The 19,241-nt window shown below is 62.7% G+C and carries 16 protein-coding genes and 1 pseudogene; 11 read left to right on the plus strand and 6 right to left on the minus strand.

The features are described from left to right. The first annotated feature begins 116 nt into the window (after positions 1 to 116). From Q0I65_RS02815 to Q0I65_RS02825, 3 genes are all read left to right on the plus strand, one after another. A complete protein-coding gene (locus Q0I65_RS02815) occupies positions 117 to 797 on the plus strand; it encodes a hypothetical protein (protein ID WP_296059595.1) in 681 nt (226 codons plus the stop codon). 138 nt (positions 798 to 935) lie between these two features. Continuing rightward, on the plus strand, positions 936 to 2,195 hold the full coding sequence (locus tag Q0I65_RS02820; protein ID WP_296059599.1) for an MFS transporter: 1,260 nt from the start codon (positions 936 to 938) through the stop codon (positions 2,193 to 2,195). A 30-nt stretch (positions 2,196 to 2,225) separates the two neighbouring features. Continuing rightward, complete coding sequence (locus Q0I65_RS02825; protein WP_296059602.1) at positions 2,226 to 3,038, plus strand: rhomboid family intramembrane serine protease; 813 nt, start codon at positions 2,226 to 2,228, stop codon at positions 3,036 to 3,038. A 161-nt stretch (positions 3,039 to 3,199) separates the two neighbouring features. Here Q0I65_RS02825 and Q0I65_RS02830 read toward each other — a convergent pair whose 3' ends face one another. The 6 genes and pseudogenes from Q0I65_RS02830 to Q0I65_RS02860 form a co-directional block, all read right to left on the minus strand. Continuing rightward, a complete protein-coding gene (locus Q0I65_RS02830; RefSeq protein WP_296059608.1) occupies positions 3,200 to 4,162 on the minus strand; it encodes a M14 family metallopeptidase in 963 nt (320 codons plus the stop codon). Next, positions 4,159 to 5,100: a M14 family metallopeptidase gene (locus Q0I65_RS02835; RefSeq protein WP_296059614.1), complete on the minus strand. Its 942-nt coding sequence runs from the start codon at positions 5,098 to 5,100 to the stop codon at positions 4,159 to 4,161. Before Q0I65_RS02835 ends, Q0I65_RS02830 begins: the two co-directional genes overlap by 4 nt. Positions 5,101 to 5,117: 17 nt before the next feature. Beyond that, a complete protein-coding gene (locus tag Q0I65_RS02840) occupies positions 5,118 to 5,900 on the minus strand; it encodes a transglutaminase family protein (RefSeq protein WP_296059616.1) in 783 nt (260 codons plus the stop codon). Positions 5,901 to 5,914: 14 nt separating this feature from the next. Further along, positions 5,915 to 6,601, minus strand: coding sequence for an alpha-E domain-containing protein (locus Q0I65_RS02845; RefSeq protein ID WP_296059619.1), 687 nt, complete (start codon positions 6,599 to 6,601; stop codon positions 5,915 to 5,917). Beyond that, a pseudogene (locus tag Q0I65_RS09650) lies at positions 6,583 to 8,000 on the minus strand (circularly permuted type 2 ATP-grasp protein). The gene Q0I65_RS02845 and the pseudogene Q0I65_RS09650 overlap by 19 nt, the downstream one beginning before the upstream one ends. Positions 8,001 to 8,317: 317 nt before the next feature. Beyond that, positions 8,318 to 8,527: a helix-turn-helix transcriptional regulator gene (locus Q0I65_RS02860; protein WP_296059621.1), complete on the minus strand. Its 210-nt coding sequence runs from the start codon at positions 8,525 to 8,527 to the stop codon at positions 8,318 to 8,320. Between the two features lie 112 nt (positions 8,528 to 8,639). Between Q0I65_RS02860 and Q0I65_RS02865 the strand changes: the two genes are divergently transcribed. From Q0I65_RS02865 to yddG, 8 genes are all read left to right on the plus strand, one after another. Beyond that, a complete protein-coding gene (locus tag Q0I65_RS02865) occupies positions 8,640 to 9,308 on the plus strand; it encodes an XRE family transcriptional regulator (RefSeq protein ID WP_296059622.1) in 669 nt (222 codons plus the stop codon). Between the two features lie 250 nt (positions 9,309 to 9,558). After that, positions 9,559 to 12,090 (plus strand): hypothetical protein, encoded by a 2,532-nt coding sequence (locus Q0I65_RS02870; protein WP_296059624.1) that lies wholly within the window; start codon positions 9,559 to 9,561, stop codon positions 12,088 to 12,090. Between the two features lie 265 nt (positions 12,091 to 12,355). After that, on the plus strand, positions 12,356 to 12,745 hold the full coding sequence (locus tag Q0I65_RS02875; RefSeq protein ID WP_296059626.1) for a metal-sensing transcriptional repressor: 390 nt from the start codon (positions 12,356 to 12,358) through the stop codon (positions 12,743 to 12,745). A 3-nt stretch (positions 12,746 to 12,748) separates the two neighbouring features. Then, positions 12,749 to 15,619: an HAD-IC family P-type ATPase gene (locus tag Q0I65_RS02880; protein WP_296059628.1), complete on the plus strand. Its 2,871-nt coding sequence runs from the start codon at positions 12,749 to 12,751 to the stop codon at positions 15,617 to 15,619. Positions 15,620 to 15,915: 296 nt separating this feature from the next. After that, positions 15,916 to 16,752 (plus strand): tRNA threonylcarbamoyladenosine dehydratase, encoded by an 837-nt coding sequence (locus tag Q0I65_RS02885; protein ID WP_296059629.1) that lies wholly within the window; start codon positions 15,916 to 15,918, stop codon positions 16,750 to 16,752. Continuing rightward, positions 16,752 to 17,570, plus strand: a complete 819-nt coding sequence (locus Q0I65_RS02890; RefSeq protein WP_296059861.1) for a TatD family hydrolase — start codon at positions 16,752 to 16,754, stop codon at positions 17,568 to 17,570. The genes Q0I65_RS02885 and Q0I65_RS02890 overlap by 1 nt, the downstream gene beginning before the upstream one ends. Positions 17,571 to 17,676: 106 nt before the next feature. Further along, positions 17,677 to 18,111: a YbaN family protein gene (locus Q0I65_RS02895; protein ID WP_296059630.1), complete on the plus strand. Its 435-nt coding sequence runs from the start codon at positions 17,677 to 17,679 to the stop codon at positions 18,109 to 18,111. Between the two features lie 93 nt (positions 18,112 to 18,204). Beyond that, positions 18,205 to 19,146 carry an aromatic amino acid DMT transporter YddG gene (gene yddG / locus Q0I65_RS02900; RefSeq protein WP_296059632.1) on the plus strand — a complete coding sequence of 314 codons (942 nt, stop codon included), beginning with the start codon at positions 18,205 to 18,207 and terminating at the stop codon, positions 19,144 to 19,146. Positions 19,147 to 19,241 lie beyond the last annotated feature (95 nt).

Below are 19,241 nucleotides of genomic sequence, written 5' to 3' on the forward strand. Positions count from 1 at the left end.
CCTTGGCCCCCAAGCACAACCACAAGCACAAGCCTTGGCGCGACGTCCAAAGCTCCAAGCCCCAACCCCAAGCCCCGCCCGAGGCCAAAGGGAAAACGAAACCAGAGGAGAGACACGTGGCACAGGACTTCTTCGACCTGCTCTACAACGGCTATACCGGCGAGTACCAGCTGATGAGCTCGCTGTACCGCAACGGCCTCGACGCGCTGCGCCCGCCCGCCGACATGGGGATCGATGTGGTGTCGCTCAACCTCAAGCAGCAGCTCGAGCATCCCGGCACGGCTCCCGAGACGTTCTTTTTCCAGGTGAAAACGGCGGTGACGAACGTGAGCGAGGCTGCCGACCGCCCCGGCGCGATCGCGACGGTGGAGTTCAAGCTCAAGCAAAGCGAAGTGGACCTGCTCGCCTGCTCGCGCGACCGCGCACTGTTCTGCTACGTCTACAACTACGAGGCCGATTCGCTCACGGACGCGTTCGAAGCGCCGTTCATCTGCTTCTGGCTCGACGGTACTCTCCTCGAGAAGGTCCGCAGCGGCGGCGCGTTCTTTCGTAAAGAGGGCGAGCCTAAGCTGACGCTCGCCTGCCAACTGCGCAAACCGAAGCACGAATACGGCCACTGGCACGCCGTGGTGGTGGACGAGAAGGGGAGCAAGGTCGAGGGCGGCTACCTCGGCGTTGTCGGTGGCTCGGGATACCCGGCAGACGACGAGGCGGATCACTACAGCGTGGTCGGCTATCTCAAGTACGCGCGCAGCTGCTCGGGTGTCGCCGAGAAGTCGGACTCTCCGACGCAATAGAAGGGGAAATTTGCCCAGTTCGTGGGCTTCTTGGGCGAAACGCGCCCGTGTGCTGTGCAAGGTGCTAGCATGATGGTCAGGATTCGACGACGAAGGCGCCCGCGCGGCGCCTTTTTCAGGAGAGGAGGCCGCAAGGATATGTCGACGGGTGCGATCAAGCGACACTACGAGAAGGTGATCGCGGCGTGCTGCTTCCTCATTCTGTTCACGAACGTCGGCCTGCCCTCCACCTCGTTTTCCGTGTTCCAGCCTTATCTGGTCGATCTGCCTGGCGTTGGCAACACCGGCGGCTCGATCATCATCTCGGTACGTACGTTCATGTCGCTGATTGGCATGCTCGTGGTCGGGCGCTATTATGACCTGCTCAACTGCCGCATCGGCGCGTTTCTCGCATCGCTGTGCGTCTGCGCGGGCTTCTTTCTCTATTCGCAGAACACGGAAAGCTTCATCGGGCTGTGCGCGGGCTCGGTGTTCACGGGGCTCGGGTACGGCTTGGGCGGCATGATCGCCTCGACGATGCTGATCAACCGCTGGTTCCGCTCGAACGTCGCCACGGTGGCGGGCATCGCGGCGGTCGGGTCGGGGGTGGCTGCTGTCATCTTGCCGAACGTGGCGGTTGCGCTCATCGGCACGTACTCGCTTTCCGCGGCGTTCCTCTTCGAGTCGGCCCTCGCGCTTGTCCTCGGGGTGTTCGTCTTCCTGCTTCTGCGCAACTATCCGCGCGACCTGGGGCTTGAGCCTTACGAAGCGCCCGAGGGGAAGAAGGCGGGCAAGCCCGGCCGCGCCCGCGCCGCTCGTCGCAACCGCAACGTCCCCGCGAAGCTCGCGCCGCTTGTGCTGGTCGCGATGACGTTCGTCGGCTGCATCTCCGTCGGCGGCACGAGCTATCTGGCCGTGCTGTTCACTTCGGAGGGCTTTTCCGCCGAGGGTGCGGCGGCGCTCGTGGCGCTGTGCGGCGGCTGCCTTACGGTCGCCAAGCTCGCAAGCGGGGTCGTGTTCGACCGCGTCGGGACGAAGCGCGGCTCGATCTTCTTCTTCGCCCTGTTCATCGGCGGCACGCTGCTGCTCTGTTTGTCGGATATGGGGAACGTGGGGCTTGCGGGCGTTGGCGTGTTCCTCTACGGCCTTGGGCTCTCCCTCGGCACGGTGGGCATATCCGTCTGGTCGATCGAGCTTGCGCCGAAGGGGCGCGAGGCCAAGACGATCAAGAACTTCCAGCTCTGCTATGCGCTCGGCGGATTCATCTTCACGTTCCTGCCGGGCTTTTTGGCAGAAGCGTTCGGAACCTATCTCATCACGTATGTGATTCTGCTCGCGATGATCGCGTTCGCTGCCATGGTCGTCGTGGGTGTGTACCTTTTGGGAGACCGCCGGGTTTCTGATAGCATACGTTCGTGACACGCAACGATTCCATGGCAAGGAGCGGCAATGACCGACGACCCGATCACCTCACCTGACGCGCAGCAGGCGCCGGCATCCTCTTCGGGCACGCGGCCTGCACCCATCACCGACGAGCAGCTCCGCGAGATGATGCGCGATGAGGAACCTTCGTTTTTCGAGCGCAACTCGGGGCGCGTGGTAACCCTTGCGCTGATCGCGGTGAACGTGGTGTGCTTCGTGGCGGAGATGCTCATCTCGGGCACGGGCCAGAACGTCTCGATCCTCACGTTGGTCCAGATGGGAGCCATGTACGCGCCGATGGTGCAAGGCCCTGCCGACCTGTACCGCTTCGTTGCGCCCATGTTTTTGCACATGGACCTCATGCACCTTCTGTTCAACATGGTCGCGCTCTACAGCGTGGGCGAGCTTTTGGAACGCGTGCTCGGGCGCGGAAACTTCCTTTTGCTCTACTTCGTCGCGGGCATCACGGGCAACGTCGTCTCCTATGCGGTCGACATGGCGCAAGGCGGCGGGCTGTCCGTTTCCGCAGGTGCGTCGACGAGTGTGTTCGGCCTGTTCGTAGCCGTGGCGCTTCTGTGCGTCCTCGTTCGCGGCAACCGCGCGGTCTTTCGCGACTTCTCGAAGAGCATGCTCTCGATCATCGCGGTGAACGTCATCTACACGCTGCTCGTGCCGAACATCTCGATCAGCGGCCATTTGGGTGGTGCCATCGGCGGCGCGATTGCGATGCTGCTCCTTCCTGCGGCGAGCCTTCGCACCCCGCGCCCGGTCCGCATCGTCGTGGCCGTGCTATGGGTGGTGGCTGTCGCTGCCGTCCTCGTCTGGGGCGGCGTTTTCTAGAAAGCAATCGATAGGAATGCGGCGTGCTGTGCGGGATGAGCCGCTTTCTGCAGGATGTGCTCCCGCTGCCGCTCGCGTCGCGCCCACGCTTGCCAAGTGCGACGCATCAGGCTGCTTCGCCGAGCGCCTCGGCACCGCACACCTCCGCTCTGCCCGATGCGCTATTGCGGCGCGATCTTGAACGCGATCGAGTACTGGTTCACCAGCGGCGCCGTGCGGCTGAAAAACACGCGCCCGTCGATCGGCGAGCGCAGCGTGTCGCGCACGCTCCCGTCGAACGTGTCGCGCACTTCGGCGAGCGACTGACCTCGTACGACGCAGTCCCCGGGACCGACGAGCGGGACGAACAGCCCGCCCGCCCGCTCGCTGCGCACGTTGGAAAGCGAGCTCTCCTCGATGCGTGCCGGCTCTCCTGTCTCGGTTTTCGCGCAGGTGGAAAGCGCCTCTTCCCGCACGGCGCCGACGTGCGCCAAAAATCGCACGATGCCGTCTTCCGCCTGGCGCGCCGAAGCTTCATCAATCGACCCCGTCGTTTTTGTGAACAGGGAAAACGCATGCGTGTTCCACACTTGCCAGTTGTAGTTGAGTGTGGTGGTGTCAAACGTCGACGGCTTGTGCAGAAGCGTGCAAGGCATGCCGAACAACGCGGCCATCTCGAGCGATTCGCGCGACAGGTCGCCCTCGTCGGTCACGCGCACGTGGGGGAGAAACGCGCCGCGCAGGTAGAAGCTCGCGAGTTGGATGCCGTAGTCGTAGCTGGAAACCGCCTCGAAGATGCCCGCCGCGATGCGCTGCGTGGTCTCGCCCTTGTCGTAGCCAGGAAACATGCGGTTCACGTCGGTGTTGTCGACCGGCCAGAAGCGCTTGTGGATGTTCATGGAAAACGCGTTGGCCGCAGGAATCACGAGGATGCGCTTCTCGCTGTTGAGCAGGCCCTCCCGCTCAAGTTCGCGAAGGCGCCCGACGAGGTTCGCCGCAATGAAGGTTTGCTGCACCTCGTTGCCGCGCATGGAGCCGACGATAGCGCAGCAAGGTTGCGCGTCCGCGTCGCCGAATTCCGCCGCGCGGATCTTCATCGATTCCCGATAGGGCGTGGAAAGAGAAAAGATGACCTTCGACCTCATTGCTCGTCCTCCAGGATGCGTGCGACGAGCGAGCCGGGGTAAACTACCGGATACTCGCGCAGGGTGAACAAAAGCCCTGATGTGGGCGCTGTGATTGTTTGGGTGACTTCTCCTGTCAGCGTGTCGGCGATGATGCCGATCCTCTGGCCCGCTATGACGGGTGTCCCATGTTCGGCCTCGGGAAGAAAGATTCCGCCCGCCTCGGCGTTGAGGTAGCTTACGGCGCCGTCGCGGCTCACAATCGGCGCGCGGTAGGCGCGAAAGCGACCCGCCCACATACCGAGCGACGCGGCGAGGCGCAAAATGCCGTCGACGAGGCGCTCCCCGTAGTCGCGCGTGATGCGCATTCCCACGCCCGTTTCCACGACGAGCGTTCTCGTTCCCCGCTCGTTGAGGGTGTAGGCGAGCGTCGATTCGAGCACGGTCGAGGATGCGTGCACCCATACGTAATCGACGTTGAGCAGGGGCGCGATAGGCAGAAGCGTGTCGGCCGATATCTCGTTGATGCGGATTTGCGGCATCTCGCGCAGAAAGATGTTCGAGGCGTGGATGTCGACGGCGACGTCGGCCCCCGAGATGTTGTCGATCACGGCGGCGGCGAGCGTTTCGGTGAGCTCGCCGTGCTCATCCCCGGGAAACGTCCTGTTCAAATCGACGTCGAACATCGGAACGCTGCGTTCAATCGAATTGATGCCGAGCGGGTTCACGGCAGGGTAGATGTCAATCGTCCCGGAGAGCAGCTCGGGGCTTGCCTTCAGTCGTCTGGCAAGCTCGAAGGCGACGTACTGCCCTTCGAGCTCGTCGCCGTGCACGCCGGTGATGATTGCGAGGCGGCGCCCCGAACCTTTTTTGTCGTGCCCCAGCCCGACGATGCGGTTCTTCTGTATGGTCAGGTGCTCGCTTACGGGCAGCTCGGCCGAAAATACGGTTTCAATCATGAAATGCTCCTTGAGCGCTATTGCTCGCTGCCGACGATCACGCTGACCAGCTGTTCCTGGCGCGCGCCTCCGCGGAACACGCCCGATTCGATGGGACAGTCGGTGAAGTCACGTCCGTGGGAGATCGCGATGTAGGTGTCGTCGATCGCGCGGTCGTTGGTGGGGTCGATGCCGTGCCAGCGCACGTCGTCGTGGAATTCCACCCATGCATGCGTGGCGCCTTCGCCCACCATAAGCCCGTTCACGTAGCGCGCAGGGATCCCCTCGGCGCGCAGAAGGGCGATAAGGATGTGGGTGTAATCTTGACATACGCCGCTCATCTGGGAAAACGCATCGGCGGCAGCGGTCTCGACGTCGGTTGTCCCAGGGGTGTAGCTCATCTTCTCGTGAAGCGCATGGGAAAGCGCCTGAGCCTTCGCCTGGGGCCGCGCGTTCGGAATCACGCGCAGCACGTCGCGTGCGAAGGCGATCATCTCGGCGGTCGGTTGTGTCATCGCGGAGGGTCGCTTGTGGATGGGATGGGCGAGCTCAGGATGCTCGTCGGCAGCGTCGACCACGACCATGCCGGTCGATACGAACGAGAACACGTCGTGGGGCGACTCGATACGCCCAATCTGCAGAAGGTTCCCGAAGCCGTCGATTTGCTGGGAGAGCGCTGTTTGCGGCGTGATGACCGTTTGCGCATCGAGAACGGTCTGCGCAAACGTGCTCATTGGCTGGCATCGCAGCACGAAGTCGTGCTCGCTCACTGCGCTGTCCATATGCAGCACGGTCTCGAAAGAGTAGGTGAGGATTCGCATGGCTGGCCCTCGTCTTACGGGAATATGCGCGCGACGACGCTGAGCAGCTTGCCGAGGGTCTCGTAAGTGGCGCTTTCCGGGAAGCTCGGCGCGAACACGATGTCGATCAGGTCCTTGAAGGCCTGCTTGTCGTAGGGCGCGCCCGTGCGGTCGATGCGGCTTGCGAGGCGGTGCGTTTCCTGCTTCAGGCAGTCGAGCCGGTAGGACAGGCGGGCATACAGGTCGATGCGCTCGACCGACATGCCGCATTTGATGATGTTGCGCGAGGCGTCGTCGGCAACGTAGTCGTCGATGCAGCCTTTGAAGGCCATGATGTTGTCCTGTACCAGCTGAAGGTCGAGCAGGGGCGACTCAGATGATTCCGCCGCCTTGATCGCGTCGGTCGCCATCTGCACGTAGGAAAGCGACTCGGTTCCCAGCACGTCGCGCAGCATGACGGCGTTGTCGTAGGCGGCGCCCATGGAATGCGCGAGCGAGCAGAGGTTGGCCTCGTTGAACAGGCAGTCGCGGAAGAATTCGAGGACGTTTTCGGTCTCGGAGGCGAAGCCAAGCTCCTCGAGCTGGCCTTTCCAGTTGCCGTCCGTCGAGTCGATTGCTTTGTCGTAGGTCACCGTGATGAACCGCAAGGTGGTGTAGCTGCGCTCGACGTAGCGACCGAGCCAAAGCAGATGGTCTATTTTTTCTAGCGAGAGAGTACCCATGTGTCCTTGAATCCTCCTCCTTGGCTGGAATTGACGACGGCCGACCCTTCGACGCGCGAGTAGCGCGTGAGGCCGCTCGGCCAAACGGTTGTCTCGGCTCCCGACAGCACGAAAGCGCGCAGGTCCGCCTTGCGCGGCACGAGCTTGCCGCCGATATAGGTAGGCAGGCACTTGAAGTCGATGACCTCCTGCGCGATGAAGCGGCGCGGCTCGCGGCGGATGAGCGCCTTCAAGTCGTTGAGCTTCTCGGGCTCAAGCTCGCTGCCGAACACCACGCCGTAACCGCCCGCCTCCGCGACGTCCTTGATGACGAGCGTGTCGGCATGTTCTTGCACATACGCCATGTCGTCGGGGTAAAACGGCAGGTAGGTGGGGGCGTTCTTCAAGATGGGCTCCTCGCCGAGATAGTATTTCACCATCTTGGGGACGAAGTAGTAGATGCCCTTGTCGTCCGCCGCGCCGTTGCCGGGCGCGTTGATGATCGCGACGTTGCCCGCGCGGTAGGCGCTCATGAGGTTCGGAACGCCGATGAGGCTGTCCGCGCAGAAGCACAGCGGATCGAGATACTCGTCGGAAAGGCGGCGGTAGAGGGCGCCGACGCGCAGGTTGCGCCCAGCGTCGCGGTAGAAGAGCGTCTCGTTTTCCACAAAGAGCTCTTTGGGCTCTGCGAGGATCGCGTCCGCCTTCTCCGAAAGGTATGCGTGCTCGAAATAGGCGGCATTGTAGCACCGGGCGTCAAGATGACGTTCGCTCCGCCCGTGTTCACGTTGTCCATCACCGCCTTGAGCCGCGTGCCGTAGTCGCGGTTGTCCACGATCGGCGTCGTGCGGAAGGTTCCCGCGTCGCAGCGTCGGCAGAGGCCGCGGGCGATCAGGGGGTAGCTCGCGCCCGAGGGGATGCGCAGGTTGTCCTCGAGCACATACCACGTGCCGTCCTGCCCTTCGACCAGATCGATGCCGGAGATGTGGCTGTAGATGCCGCCGGGCGGGGTGATTCCCTCGCATTGGGGGAGATATCCCGAGCTCGCGAAGGCGAAATCCTCGGGGACGACGCCGTCGGCGATGATCTGGCGATTCCCGTACACGTCCGCCAGGTACAGATTGAGGGTCCGGACGCGCTGGATGAGGCCCGCCTCGAGCGACTTCCAGGTGCTCGCCTCGATTACGCGGGGGATGGCGTCGAAGGGGAAGAGCCTCTCGTTGAAGGTGCCGTCCTTGTAGATGCCGAACTTCACGCCGTAGCGCGCGAGCTGTTGGTTGATCTTGGGGGTGTGCTCCACGAGGTCGGTGTAGGGCGTCTGCTCGTCGAGCTCTTGTTCTTGCTTGGTCGCCAAACCGGCCTCCTTCCGCGAACGTGACGAAGCGGCTGCGCCTCGTCGATGGATTGTTATGAACCTCATCGTATCGTCCGATTGTTTCGGGACTATAAGGCCAAGTGAACGTAGGCGTTAAGAAAAGGTTACGGCATTGTTTCGGCGCGTGCGCCGATTGGGCGGCTCGGTTGCGGGGCGGCTCGGTTGCGGGGCGCCCCGCTTGTCGGTGGGCGCGGGCTTGGGGCTTGGCTTCGAGGTATGCGCGCTAGCTGGCGAGATAGTCAGGTGCCTTCAAGTGATGGGTCGTGCCAGGGCATGCGATAGGTTGGCGCCTACGAGCGGAACGCCATGGCTTCGGAGCGCTTCGAGGGCTTGTTTGGCGGCTACAAGTTGCCGGCTTGTCATCATGCGCGAAGGGAGTCGAACGCGCCTTCGATGAGGGTTTCGCCTGCAGGGCCCATCGCACGGGCAAGGGCTGCGATCTCGTTTAGCGTGAGCGTGCCAGGATGGCGCTCCACTTGGGCATATTCCGATATCGGCAAATCGATAGCGTCCGCACATTGCTGTGCCGTTAGCCCTGATGCCTCGCGTGCGCGTGTGAGCCAGTTTTTCACGCCGCCTCCCTTCCCGTGAATTCGGCGCTATTAAGTTTAACGGGTAAGAAAGTCTCGTCAATCGAGGGAATATGCAAGTTTGGTAGCATTGTTGCGGCAATGGGAGGTGCGCGTGAGCGATACGAAGGACAATGCGATCGGCAACAACATCAGGGCGGTGCGCGTTGACGCGGGGTTGACCCAAACCGAGTTTGCGAAGCGCCTCCAAGTTTCCCAGACCACGGTTTCGTCGTGGGAGACGGGCAGCTCGCAACCGCGTCGCAGCAATCTCTTTATCCTGCTTGATGAGTTTCCCGATCTCACCCTTGAGGATATCAACAGCGAGAAGAACGGTTTTGCTCGCCGGTCTCTTCGCCGCTCGAATGATTCGCAACCTGAACAAGCGCCATTGCTCGGGCGTGTGGCGGCGGGCGCTCCGCGCGATGCGTTCCCCATCGAGGAGTACGTCGCCGTGCCGCATTCGCTGCATGAGCGCTATCCGAACGCGTTCTACCTGCGGATATCCGGCGAGTCGATGAACCGCGTGCTACCGAACGGCTGTCTGGCGCTCGTTGTGCCCGAGTCCGAGGTGGTCGATGGGCACGTGTACGTGTTCGGGACGGAAAACGGCGACTTCGCGGTGAAGCGCGCAAGCGTTACCGATGACCGCATCGCGCTCATGCCCGATTCATACCTTCCCGGATACGAGCCGATCGAGTTCACTCGAAGCGGAGAGCGCCCCCTCCTGCGCGTGATCGGGCGGGTGGTGTGGTTCACCATGCCGGAGAGATTCCGCGTCTAGCTTTTGCGGCCGGCGTGTCGGGGCTTGCGCGCCCTTTTCTGTAATCCCAGCTCAAAGGCACGCGAAAGCAAGTCGCCGAACCACGTGCCGCCGATCTTTCCCTCAAAGGTGCGACAGATGCATCATGGTGCGGCAGGTGCGCCTTTGCCGTCACTTCGAAAATGAGCGCATGGCATCAGGAGAATCAAGCTTGATGTGGGGGCGCGGTGGAAGTGAGCGCACTGCGCGGCATCGCGCTTATACTTGGGGCATGGCTAACAACGATCAGGGATACGATCCGTTCGAGCCGGGCCATTCCACGCCTGAGTTCGAGCAGTTCGCGCGAGAAAATCAAAAATATCGGAAGGCGAGTCACGCTCGGGGTGGTGCGGGTGGACAAAAGCGCGCGTCGTCTGCGGGTGCGCGCTCGCGCTCCGCTGCCGCGGGCAATGCGGGATCGCGGGTCGCGGGTTCGCACGCGGCTGGTTCGCGGGCCGCAGGTCCTGCAGGCAAGGGTGGCTCGCCGTCTTCCGGCGGCTCGGGAAAGCACGCTCCGCGCGGCGCAGGTCGGACGGTATCGCAGGCGCGCGTTGCCGGCGGCCGCAAAGCGGCAGGTCGAGCGGCTGCCCCCATGCAGAAGGGCGCGTCTTCGCGCTCGTCGCGGCCCGCGTCCCCGCAGCCGCCCCTGCAAACCCCTGAGCCCCAGCCGGTGTTCGCCCGTGCGCACAGCAAGGCGCACAACGTCGTAGGCGTTCTCGTCTGCGTGCTGCTGGCGATCGCGCTCGAGGTGTTCGGCTACAACTTCCAGTTCTTCTACTCGATGACCTATCCCGACGCGGGGAGCTACCTCGTCAACGGGGCTCAGCCCTCGCAAGTGGGCACGATCACGCTCGATTCCTCGTCGAACTCGTTTGAGATCACGGGGCTCAACTCCACGGTGCGCTCCATCCACTTCACGCCGGTGCTCTCCGATGCCGCAGGCGCCGCGAAGGCGACCGACAGCAAGATTCAAGTCGTCATCTCGCTCGCCGACGAGGGCAACGCGAACTACTACGCGAACCCGGCTGTGTCGGTCGACCCCGCCGACCCCGCGACTACCTACATCTCGCTCGACCCCGCCGGCAAGTGCCATTCCATCAAGGTGAACATGACGAACCTCGCGGACATCGGTGCAGTTCAGGTGTCGGGCATCTCGCTCAATCAGAAGGTTCCGTTCGACTTCGACCCGCTGCGCGCGGGCTCGGTGCTGGCCATCCTGCTCGTTCTCTTCGCTCTGCGCCCCGCGTCGGGCCTCTACAGCCGCGTTCGCGACTCGCGCCTAGCAAGCCACCGCATTCTTCTCGTCGCACTCGTCGCCGTGCAGTGCGTGGTCGTGCTTGCGCTCGTGCTGTCAAACTCGCACTATGTGTCCTTGACGCAAACGCCGTCCTACGAGAATCAGTTCCAGTACCAAAAGCTCGCCGTCGCGCTCACGCAAGGGCATCTGTACCTGAACGACGTGCCTTCCGATGCGCTGCAGGCGATGGCGAACCCCTACGATACGCAGGCGCGTGCGGCGCAGGGCGTGCCCTATCTTTGGGACCATGCGTACTTCCACGGGAAGTATTACGTTTACTTCGGCATCCTGCCGTGCCTTGTGTTCTACGTGCCTTGGCTGCTCGTGACGCACACGGGCTTTCCGACGTGGCTTGGCATTGCCATCTGCGATTGCGTCTACGCGGCAGGGCTTATGTACCTGCTTTCGGCGGTGTGCCGCCGCTGGTTCCCGCGCACGTCAATCGGGGTGCTCGTGGTGCTCGACGTGATGCTGTTCGTCGCGGGCGGCGGCATTATCCTCGCGCGCACGCCGTCGATGTACTTCATGCCCGAGGCGATGTCGCTTGCGCTCGTTTCGTGGGGCCTGGGGCTGTGGGTTTCGGGCACCTCGCGCGGCTATATCGAGCGGGGGAAGATCGTGCTCGGTGCGCTGCTTATCGCGCTCACCATGGCCTCCCGCCCGCAGATGGTGCTTTCCGCAGTGTTCGGGCTCGTCCTTTTCTGGCCGTTTTTGCGCGACTCGAAGGGCGATCGCGGGGCCAGGCGGGACGTCATGGGCGCCTTCAAGGTGGCGATGGTGCCGTTTGTGCTGGTCGCCGTTGCGGTGCTGGCTTACAACGCCGCGCGATTCGGCTCGCCGTTCGACTTCGGCGCGAACTACAACCTCACCACGAACGACATGACCCACCGAGGGTTCCATCTCGACCGCATTCCGTTCGGGCTCTACGCATACCTCTTCCAGCCGCCCGTGTTCGGTAGCCAGTTCCCGTTCCTGCGGCAGGCCTACCTCGACCCTGCGTACCAGGGCATCACCATCTACGAGCCCATGTTCGGCGGCTACTTCTTCCTGTATCCGATGGCGCTGGCTGTTCTGGGCATCGTCATTGGGCGTGTGCGCGCACAGCTTAAGGAGCAGCGACTTTTGCCGTTGTTCGTGGCGCTGGTGTGCGTGGCCTTCGCGCTGTGCATCTTCGATTTGCAGGGCGCGGGCATCCTCATGCGCTACGTGTGCGATTTCGGGTTGTTCTTCGCACTGGCAGGCGCGATTGTGTTCCTTGCGCTTCTGCAGGTTAAGAGCGAAAAGCGCCTCACAAAAGACTGGACGACGCAATTCTCTGCCGTGGGCTCGCGCGGGGCTGTTGCGGCGGCGGGCGCGGGCGCCGAAACCGTGTCGGTGTATCGCATCTCGCTGTACTTCATGTTCGCGACGCTTGTGCTCATGGTGATTATGAACGTCATGCTCTGGAATGCTTTCGGCATGTACTGATGTCAGCGCGAGGTGAGTCTGACGTGGTTGCGATAGCGCTTCCCGGGCGCTTCGCCGAATCTGGCACGGGCTGCCTTGCGGAAGTGCTGGCGAGCTGACCTCGTCGTCCGGTAGTTTGGTGCGACTCGTCGTTGCGCGGTTCTCGCCTGGTTCCTTGCCTGATTTGCCACTTTGTGCGTTTTTCCCTTGCATATACCCCCACAGGGTATATAATGCCGATCGAAAGATACCTCCTGGGGGTATGTGAAAGGAAAGCGAGGTTGCGATGGCCAAGGCAAACGGCAAGCACTCAGGAGACGATGCGAATAAGGTTTCGGCCGCCGAGCCCGCCTCCTGCGAAAGCAAGGGCGCGCGTGCGCAAAACTGCTGCTGCCACCATAAGGCAACGCCGCGCTCCGAGGAGTTCCAGCGTGACCTGCAGAAGCGCCTCAACCGGGCAATCGGCCAGCTCAACGGCGTGAAAGCCATGATTGACGACAACCGCTACTGCGGGGACGTCCTAACGCAGCTCGCCGCCGCGGAGTCCGCCGTGCATTCCATTTCCGCCATCCTTCTGCAAAACCACCTGGAGACCTGCGTCGTCGAGCAAATCAAGGCGGGCAACACCGCCATCATCGACGAGGCGATGCAGCTCATCAAGAAGTTTGCGAGGTAGAAGATGACGCAAAAGCAAACCTTCGACGTTTCGGGCATGACGTGTGCCGCCTGCTCCGCCCGCGTCGAGAAGACGACCTCGGGCGTCGCTGGCGTTGAGCACGCTGTGGTGAACCTGCTGAAGAACTCGATGGAGGTGGAATACGACGGCAATCCTGTCACGCTCGCCGCGATCAGCGCGGCGGTCGAGAAGGCGGGCTACGGAGCCGTGCCCCGAACCGAGGCCGCCGCAGCCGCAGGTGCCCCGAGCAGTCCTGCCTCCCCGTCCGCCGCGAGGGAAAACGCCGCCGCAAAGGAGGCGGCGCATGTGCGCATGCGGCTCATCGTGTCGTTCGTGTTCACCATCCCCTTGTTTTATTTGTCCATGGGGCACATGTTCGGATGGCCCCTGCCCGAGTTCTTCCTGAGCCATGAGAATATGCTCACGTTCGCGTTTACCCAGTTCCTGCTCTTGCTGCCCGTGATCTTCGTGAACTTCAAGTTCTTCCGCGTGGGCTTCAAGACGCTCTTCCACGGCTCGCCGAATATGGACTCGCTCATCGCGCTCGGCTCGACGGCGTCGACGGTCTACGGCATCGTCGCGATTTACCGCATCGGTTGGGGGATGGGCCACGGCGACATCGATTTCGCGCACATGGCGGCGATGGATTTGTACTTCGAGTCGGCGGCGATGATCCTCACGCTGATCACGCTGGGCAAGTACTTCGAGGCGCGCGCGAAGGGGAAGACCACCGACGCGATCGCGCAGCTTATGGATCTCTCTCCGAAAACGGCGATTCGCCGCAACGCCGATGGCGTCGAGGAAGAGGTTCCCGCCGAGCAGGTGCGCCCGGGGGATATCCTCATCGTTCGCGCCGGCGCGAGCGTGCCTGTCGACGGAGCGGTGATCGAAGGCGCGGGCACGGTCGATGGGTCCGTCATCACGGGCGAGAGCGTGCCGGTGGAAAAGGGCGTGGGAGCTGCGGTTACGGGTGCGACGGTGAACCGCACGGGATGGTTTGCCATGCGCGCCGAGCGCGTGGGCGCCGACACCGTGCTCGCAGGGATCGTGCGCATGGTCGATGAGGCAACAAGCTCTAAGGCCCCTATCGAAAAGCTCGCCGACAAAATCTCGGGAGTGTTCGTGCCCGTGGTCATCGCGATCGCGCTTCTCACCTTCGTCATCTGGATGTTCGTCGGTGCGGGCGTGGCGACCGCGCTTTCCCACGCGATCAGCGTGCTCGTCATCTCGTGCCCGTGCGCCTTGGGCCTTGCCACCCCGACCGCCATCATGGTGGGGACGGGCCGCGGTGCTGCGAGCGGCATTCTCGTGAAGTCGGCCGAGGCGCTGCAGACCGCGCACGATGTGAAGACGGTCGTGCTCGACAAGACGGGGACCATCACGAAGGGCGCGCCCGAGGTGTGCGAGGTGCTGGTGGCTGAAGGAGCCTCGGCGCTTGCCTATGACGCCGCAGGTCGTGTCGGTGGAGCCCCGAGCATGGCAGATGGCTCCGGCGGCGCTCAGTCGCTCAGCAGTCCTGGCTCGCACGAACAGTCCACTGGACTGTTCGGCTCGTGCGGAACTCGCTTTGTGGGCGCAGCCGGAGCCATCGACGAGCTGAATTGCAATGATGCGGCAGCCACTTTCCTTTCCCTTGCGTACTCCCTCGAGAAGCGCTCGGAGCACCCGTTGGCCCAGGCTATCGTGGCATACGCTGAGGCGCGCGGCGTCACAGCCGAGGAGGTCGAGGCCTTCGAGCAAGTCCCTGGCGGCGGACTTCGCGGCCAGGTTGCGGGGCGTGCATGCCTCGCCGGCAACGCGCGGCTCATGGGGGAGGGTTGTATCGACATTGCAGAGGCGGAAGGAGAGGCGCAGCGTCTTGCCGATGAGGGCAAGACGGTGCTTTTCTTTGCAGTCGACGGTGCGCTCGCAGGCCTTATCGCGCTGGCCGACGAGCCCAAGCCCCGAAGCGCTGCGGCGCTCGCCGAGCTTTGCCGCATGGGCATCCGCACCGTCATGCTTACCGGTGACAACGAGCGCACGGCGCATGCTATCCAGAAGCGTGTCGGTGCCGACGACGTCATCGCTGGCGTGCTGCCTCAGGGCAAGGAAGAAGTTATACGCGACCTGCAGAAACAGGGGGCGGTTGCCATGGTGGGCGACGGTGTGAACGATGCCCCCGCCCTCGCGCGCGCCGATGTCGGCATCGCGATCGGCGCGGGCACCGATATCGCTATCGATAGCGCCGACATCGTGCTCATGAAAAGCGACCTGGCAGATGTGCCTGCGGCGATCTCGCTTTCGCGCGCGACCATGCGCAATATCAAGCAGAACCTGTTCTGGGCGCTCATTTACAATGTGATTTGCATCCCCGTGGCGGCGGGCGCGCTCTCGTTCGCGGGCGTAACGTTAAACCCCATGATCGCCGCGGCGGCAATGTCGTGCAGCTCGGTATGCGTGGTGTCGAACGCGCTTCGCCTGCGCGGATGGAAGCCTGTGGTGTTCGGCGGGGCAGCATCGGCGCTGGAACCCGAGGCTGCACCCGATGCCGCGCCCGAGGCTACACTCGCAAGAGAGGCGGGTGTGCCCACGATGGACGGGCCCTCTGCGGAAGACAGCGATAGTTCGCCTGTTTCCGCTGGTCATAGTGAAGAAGTACAAACCGTGAAACCGAAGGAGATCACCATGGAAAAGAAGCTGTCCGTCGAAGGAATGATGTGCCAGCATTGCGTCGCCCACGTGAAGAAGGCGCTTGAGGGCGTCGAGGGTGTGGAAGAGGCCGTGGTCGACCTTGACTCCAACAGTGCGACGGCGAAGCTCTCTGCCGACGTGGCCGACCAGGTGCTTGTCGACGCTATCGTCGATGCGGGATACGAAGCGAAGGTCGTCGAGTAGCAAGACGTCTCCTTCGTGGTCAAAAGAAAGAGTTGTGCGCTGCTGTAGGCTCGCTAAAGTGACATTCACTCTGTAGTTACACCCCACATTACACAAATCTGGGGTGTAACTGCGACAACTCTCGACTCTCGACCATTTGAAAGAAGCAAGCGGGCGCGCACAACTCGCTCAGTTGACCACAAACTTGCCCTACTGCTCCACAAGACGTCGCGAGCACCTATCCATGGTGCGATTTCGAGGGCAAGCCACGCCCCCGCCCCCCTAATTCGCCAAAGTCCACCGGAAGGAACGCACTCATGGCTGAAAACGCCGAACCGAACACAACCCCCACACCTGATGGGCGCCCGCTCGTTGCGCGAACATCCCCTCTCGAGGATCGATGGGGAAGGCTCTCCATCGTGTTCGGCCAGGACGGCGTCGAGCTTCTTGCTGGCAAGAAAGTGCTCCTCTTCGGTTTGGGCGGTGTCGGCTCGAACTGCCTTGAGCCCCTCGCGCGCGGCGGTATCGGATCGTTTGTGCTGGTCGATTGCGACGTTGTGCAGCCCTCGAACGTGAACCGTCAGGCGGTTGCTTGGGAGAGCACCATCGGTCGACGCAAGACGGACGTCGCGCGCGAGATGGTGCGCGCGATCAACCCCGAAGCTCAGGTGGAAACGGTCGACGAGTTCGTCCTGACCGAGAACCTGCCTGCCTTCCTTGACGCGTACGGTGATGTCGACTTCGTGATCGACGCAATCGACACGGTCTCGGCGAAAATCGCCCTCGCGAAGCTGTGCGAGGATCGAGGCCTTCCTCTCGTGTGCTCAGCGGGCGCAGCAGATCGCCTCTTCCCCGAGCGCCTTTCGTTTGCGAACATCTACGACACGCACGATTGCGGACTTTGCCGCATCTTGCGCAAAGAGGCACGCAAGCTCGGCATCAAGCGCTGGACCATCCTGTATTCCGACGAGCCTTCGGCGCGCGAGCTTTTGGGCACCCCGCGCCTGCCCGAGCCCGAGCAAGTGCCAGGTGAGCGTCGCCGGAAGCTTCCGCTTGGCACCACCTCATGGATGCCGCCCATCATGGGGCAGATGATTGCGGGCTATGTGATCTGCTCGCTTATGGGCTTGGAAAACGGCGGGCGATTGCTGTGATGGAGAGGACCCCGTTCATCGACACGCACTGCCACCTGGACTTTGCGGGCAATGCGGTGGAAATTGCCGCAGCGTATGCCGCATGCGGCGGTGCGCTATCGGGAACCTGCGATCCGCGGGATTTCGAGCGCGTCCGCGCGGAGCTTGCCCGCTTCGCCCCGCGCGTGCGGGTTGGCTTGGGGCTTCATCCGTGGTGGGTCGCCGATGGCACCTGCGGGGAAGGGGAAGTCGCGCTGTTCGAGCGCCTGGCTCCCGCCGCGCCTCTGATCTCGGAAGTGGGGCTCGACTTTCAGCCGCGCCGTGTCGATACGCGCGATGTGCAAATCGAGGCGTTCGAGCGCGTCTGCGTTGCCTCGGCGCGCCCGCTTGGGGAAGGGAAGGCCGCAGGCCAGCTCGCCCCTCGCCCGTCAGCGGAATTCCCGCGGCGCATCATGTCGATCCACTCCTCGGGGGCGGCGATGTGCACGCTCGATGTGCTCGATCGTACGGGATGCCTCGATGCCTGTACCTGCATTTTCCACTGGTTCTCGGGCTCGCAAGAGGAGCTGACCCGCGCAATCGAGTCGGGATGCCTCTTCTCCGTGAACGAGCGCATGCTCAAAACGAAACGCGGCCGCGCCTATGCGCGCGCTATTCCTAAAGGGCGCCTGCTCATTGAGACTGACTTCCCGAGCAAGCCAACCCCTATGGCGATTCCCCAAGAGGTCGCCCCGCGCCTCGGGCGCACGATGTCGCTGCTCGCTGCCGCGCGCGGCGACGATGAGCGCTCGCTGGCCTTAGCCATCGCCGCCGCAAGCGAGCGGCTTCTCCTCTCGTAGAGAGGCAACAGGAGCCTAAAAGTTACCTCTGGTTGATTCAAGAAAGAAGCCATGGTAAACTTCTTGTGATTTGTCAGTCATATTGAACGGTAAGCAGGTACGACGCGTGAACGAGCAGACTGCCCAAATTGAGAAGAGCATCCCAATTGAGCAGGTAAAACGAGGTGGTTCTCGCCTTCGATATGGACTTTGGGCGGCAGGCGGCTTTCTCTTCTTAGCGCTGGGAATGGTCGGCGTAGTGCTGCCGATTCTTCCTACAACGCCGTTCATCCTGGTGGCCGCCTTCTGTTTCGCACGCAGCTCCGATCGTTTGAATCGCTGGTTTCAAGGCACGAAGGTCTACAAGATGGTGTTTGAGGGTTATATGACCAAGCGCTCCATGACGCTGCGGGCGAAGCTCACCATCCTCGTGCCCGTCACCGCGCTTTTGGCTGTGAGTTTTGCCATGATGAGCAACGTTCCCGTTGGTCGTGCAATCGTAACCGCCGTGTGGGTGGGGCATACCGTCTACTTCGGGTTTGTCGTGAAAACCGAGCGCTAGTAGGGCGCTTTCCCATCGCTATTTCCCTCCTTTGGCGATTGCCGCGCCCCATTGCGCCTGCGCTCCTGTACTATAGGGCGGTTTGGTGATTCGATGGGGAAGGGAAGCGGCCGCGTGAGGCGTATGGGCAAAAGCGATCGTGCCACGATGGTGGGTTTTCTCGCGCTCGTGTTCTGGAGCATGATGTTCGGGTTTGTGCGCCTGACCTCGCAAGGTTTCGGCGTCTTGCTCGGCGGTGCGCTCATTTACACGCTTGGCGCCATCTCGCTGTTCATCGTCTTGCGCCCGTCGAGACCGAGTGCTTACCCTTTGAAGTATTTCCTGGTCAGCGGCGGACTTTTCGTGTTCTATGAGGCTGCCATCAGCGCTTCGATCGGCCTTGCCGCCTCGTCCACGCAAACAGTCGAGCTCAGCATGGTGAACTATCTTTGGCCCTCACTTACCGTTCTTTTGAACTCCACGGCGATGCGCGGCGCGCGCGGATTCGCCCGTGCTCTGCCGGGTGCTGCGGTTGCGACGGTGGGCGTAATGCTCGCTATCGGGGGAGATGCCGGCCTTGACGCGGGCGTCGTTGCGGCGGATATCTCCTCGAATCCGCTTCCGTTCGCCCTGACGCTCGCGGCGGCACTTGCCTGGGCGTCCTATTCCGTCGTCACGCCGCGCATCACGAACGGCAAGGATGCCACGCCCTATTTCATGATCGGCGTCGCGGCGGTGTTCTGGGTGATGTTCGCCACCTCGGGCGCGCCTGTTCCCCAAAGCATGCCGTCTATCGGGTCGATCCTGGCGCTTCTTGCCGCGATGGGCTCGATCGCCGCAGGGTACGCGTGCTGGAACCACGGACTGCTGTTCGGCAACGTGTCGCGCATGGCGCTAGCATCGTACGCGGCGCCCTTTCTCTCGGTGGTGGCAAGCTCGATCATCTTGGGGCTCGCGCTGCCTGGGCTTTTTTGGGCAGGCGTCGCCTTCGTCGTTGCGGGTTCGTTGTTGAACCTACTCATGGGCAAACGCACGGAGAGCCGCGGAGATAACTAAATCGGGAAGGGAAGGCTTGAGGAGCACACCCGATAGAAGGGCGTCTCTGGTTCTTCTGCGTCCTGACAGCTCGTTTTCTCACCGTTTGTCCGCTT

This window comes from uncultured Ellagibacter sp., from assembly GCF_934643285.1.
GTDB lineage: Bacteria > Actinomycetota > Coriobacteriia > Coriobacteriales > Eggerthellaceae > Ellagibacter.

What these genes read in the sequence shown, in the direction of transcription:
- Q0I65_RS02880 (WP_296059628.1), top strand. Translation starts at nt 12,749, where the DNA reads ATGACGCAAAAGCAAACCTTCGACGTTTCGGGCATGACGTGTGCCGCC.
- Q0I65_RS02885 (WP_296059629.1), top strand. Translation starts at nt 15,916, where the DNA reads ATGGCTGAAAACGCCGAACCGAACACAACCCCCACACCTGATGGGCGC.
- Q0I65_RS02890 (WP_296059861.1), top strand. Translation starts at nt 16,752, where the DNA reads ATGGAGAGGACCCCGTTCATCGACACGCACTGCCACCTGGACTTTGCG.
- Q0I65_RS02870 (WP_296059624.1), top strand. Translation starts at nt 9,559, where the DNA reads ATGGCTAACAACGATCAGGGATACGATCCGTTCGAGCCGGGCCATTCC.
- Q0I65_RS02825 (WP_296059602.1), top strand. Translation starts at nt 2,226, where the DNA reads ATGACCGACGACCCGATCACCTCACCTGACGCGCAGCAGGCGCCGGCA.
- Q0I65_RS02835 (WP_296059614.1), bottom strand. Translation starts at nt 5,100, where the DNA reads ATGATTGAAACCGTATTTTCGGCCGAGCTGCCCGTAAGCGAGCACCTG.
- Q0I65_RS02820 (WP_296059599.1), top strand. Translation starts at nt 936, where the DNA reads ATGTCGACGGGTGCGATCAAGCGACACTACGAGAAGGTGATCGCGGCG.
- Q0I65_RS02875 (WP_296059626.1), top strand. Translation starts at nt 12,356, where the DNA reads ATGGCCAAGGCAAACGGCAAGCACTCAGGAGACGATGCGAATAAGGTT.
- Q0I65_RS02830 (WP_296059608.1), bottom strand. Translation starts at nt 4,162, where the DNA reads ATGAGGTCGAAGGTCATCTTTTCTCTTTCCACGCCCTATCGGGAATCG.
- yddG (WP_296059632.1), top strand. Translation starts at nt 18,205, where the DNA reads ATGGGGAAGGGAAGCGGCCGCGTGAGGCGTATGGGCAAAAGCGATCGT.
- Q0I65_RS02845 (WP_296059619.1), bottom strand. Translation starts at nt 6,601, where the DNA reads ATGGGTACTCTCTCGCTAGAAAAAATAGACCATCTGCTTTGGCTCGGT.
- Q0I65_RS02840 (WP_296059616.1), bottom strand. Translation starts at nt 5,900, where the DNA reads ATGCGAATCCTCACCTACTCTTTCGAGACCGTGCTGCATATGGACAGC.